Here is a 2,665-nt window from a genome sequence, read left to right on the forward strand (position 1 = left end):
TTCCAGTCTTTAATTTCTAACAACCCTAATATTTGGTCGGGATACATATCAATTACCTTAAATTTCAAAGAAGATGCGTATAACCAAGATATTTTAATAGAAGGAAAGACACAATTATGGTTTAAATTTGATCCTTCGAATAGATTTATCAAAGATTTTTATAAAGTATGGGATTCAGAAGTTTTCTTTTTAGCAATTGAAACTAGCCTACTAGTCAATCTCCATTATTCTAATAAGAACTACTTTAAAATTCCTGCTGCGAAAACGAGAATGAAGAAGGATGTATACTTTTTGTTTGATGTAGTGACAAATGTTCCAGATGTTAGAGCAAAACATAAACGATTTGACTATGTAAAGTATACTTTTGTTGATCCAGAAAGATACAAAGATTAAAGTAGGCTACCTAAAAAGGTAGCCCAGAACGGATTTTATCACCATACTTATAAAAGGAGAAATTTTTAAGTTAGTATTAAGATTGTGTAATATGATGATATCTATATTTTATAGTATCAGTGCTATAAAATCAAAAATAAGTCACTAATTAACTACCACTCCAATTGTAAGCCTTTTTTCTCACTTTTTTTTCAAAAATATGGTATGCTTTTTAATAGCTTCAAATATAAAAGAGTTTAAAGCGTAACACACTTATGGGGAAGTGGTTTGGGGTGCGCTTTAAACTCTTCTTTATTATTATCTCACAATTTAACCCAAATGTCTTTCTATTTAAAAATCAAAGTAAAACTTTTCAAATATACAGAAGTATAACTATGTGAAACATCCTTTCATTAATCCATAAAAGAATACATAAAAAAGCCACTCATTTGAGTGGCAATGAAGAAAAGCTTTAGCTTGTATAATACTCTTCAAAAAATTCTAACACAGAACGATTTAAATGGCTACGTTAATATACCCTGTAGGACTCGAACCTACGACCGGACGGTTATGAGCCGTCTGCTCTAACCAACTGAGCTAAGAGTACGGAAAGCCACCACAACTCCTGCTAACAAAAAGAATGGAGATAGACTAGATAATAATGGGTTTCATTCTTTGTTGTGATGGCTAATTTATTATTACACAATCACTAGAAAAAAACCAGTTTATTTTTGTTTGTAAAATATATTATTTTATGATATTATTTCCGAGTTATAAAAAGAAAAAAGCTTCAGATACTTGTCTTTTTGGGGAAAGACTCTAGGGTGAGAGAGTATCTGAAGCTTTTTTCTATGTTTATTATCTCACATAGTTATTTTTTAGTCTATTATTTGCTTAGATTTTTCAGAAAAAATGAAAAAAGACCTCATCCAAGTATGGTTGGTTGAGGTCTTTTATATGCCTCATAAGATTTAAGTTAAGCGCATATGGTTATGCGAGCATAGTTCATATTTCTTTTTAAATCGCTGTACATTATCTAAAGTTATGATATAATGTTATTGAATATGCCGATACCCTCACTCCCTTTTGGGCAGATACGTTCTGTGGTGGGGGTTTTTTATTATGTAGGAGTGTGAAATTGATGAAAATTCCAATCCCTCTTTCTTATGGTGAGCAAGTCGAGCTTTTTAAATCAAGAGGCATGACTGTCACTAATATTGAGAATGCAAAAAGAATGCTTAATCAACTAGGTTATTATAGGTTTAAAGAAGTAGCAAGACCTTTGTCCCGTGTAATAGATGGTGAAATTAATTATGAAGGAACAAACTTTGATCAAGTAGTAAGTAGATATTACCAAGATAAAAATCTTCGTGTATATTTACTTCATTGTATTGAAGAAGTAGAAGTTTCATTTAAAACTAATATAGCTTATGTTTTAGGTAGGTTAGGACCTTTTGAATATCTTAAATTTCCATCTTGGTGTAACAGAGATGAATATTGTAAATACTATTTAAGTGATAGACAAAAAGATTTCAAAAAAAGACTTAGATCTAAAATTTCAAATTCTTCAAATCCAGAAATAACAAAGCCAACAAATTTAAACCCTGAAAAGTTCCCATCAATTTGGCTTGCGGTCGACGTGTTAACCTTTGGTGATGCAATTCATCTAGTAGATTTAATGTCAAATAATAATCAAAAAAGATTAGCTGATTTTTATGGATGCACGCCTACAGAACTAATTTCATGGTTGAAATGTTTAAAATTTGTTAGAAATGTTTGTGCGCATAATTCGAATATTATCGATATTAAACTGCATACTACACCAATCATACATAATGATTGGAAACAAATATTATATAAATTTGATAAAGCCAATAGTAAATATACAAATAGAATTGCAGTAGTTTTATGTGTATTGAAACAATTGATGAAGTCTGTTAACCCTGGATATAATTATAGTAAAATTTACGCCCCTATAAATACTATTGCGTCAAGTGAGATACTTGCACTTCAACTAGGATTTAGCAGTTCAAAATCAATAGATCAATTATTTCCAAAGAAAAATATAAAAAAACACAGAAAATATAAGGATAAACACAAAAAATCTTTATAGCTGAATATAATTATGTACCGCCCCTCAACGAGGGGCTATTTTTTATCGTTTCGGAATATTTAAATACCAGCGTTTGTCATGGAAATCTTGCGCACCGCCTTTAGTGTTTCCTTCTGGATCATTAGTTGCACGCATCATAACGTATACTTTCTTGTTAGAGAAATTACGCATGTTGAACGT

Annotated in this window: 2 protein-coding genes, 1 tRNA gene and 1 pseudogene; 2 read left to right on the forward strand and 2 right to left on the reverse strand. The window is 30.6% G+C overall.

The window, feature by feature from the left end; genetic code table 11:
* Positions 1-90: 90 nt before the first annotated feature.
* Positions 91-393, forward strand: a complete 303-nt coding sequence (locus ED2_RS14390) for a DUF5960 family protein (protein WP_025481473.1) — start codon at positions 91-93, stop codon at positions 391-393.
* 512 nt (positions 394-905) lie between these two features.
* Here ED2_RS14390 and ED2_RS14395 read toward each other — a convergent pair.
* Positions 906-979: transfer RNA gene (locus tag ED2_RS14395), tRNA-Ile, on the reverse strand.
* A 534-nt stretch (positions 980-1,513) separates the two neighbouring features.
* On the opposite strand from ED2_RS14395, the gene ED2_RS14400 reads away from it, so the two are divergent.
* On the forward strand, positions 1,514-2,485 hold the full coding sequence (locus tag ED2_RS14400) for an Abi family protein (RefSeq protein ID WP_016176588.1): 972 nt from the start codon (positions 1,514-1,516) through the stop codon (positions 2,483-2,485).
* A 42-nt stretch (positions 2,486-2,527) separates the two neighbouring features.
* On the opposite strand, the pseudogene ED2_RS16195 reads toward ED2_RS14400, so the two are convergent.
* Positions 2,528-2,665, reverse strand: a pseudogene (locus ED2_RS16195) (N-acetylmuramoyl-L-alanine amidase); the annotation flags it as partial.

This window comes from Enterococcus durans NBRC 100479 = LMG 10746 (assembly GCF_001544215.1).
Classification (GTDB): domain Bacteria; phylum Bacillota; class Bacilli; order Lactobacillales; family Enterococcaceae; genus Enterococcus_B; species Enterococcus_B durans.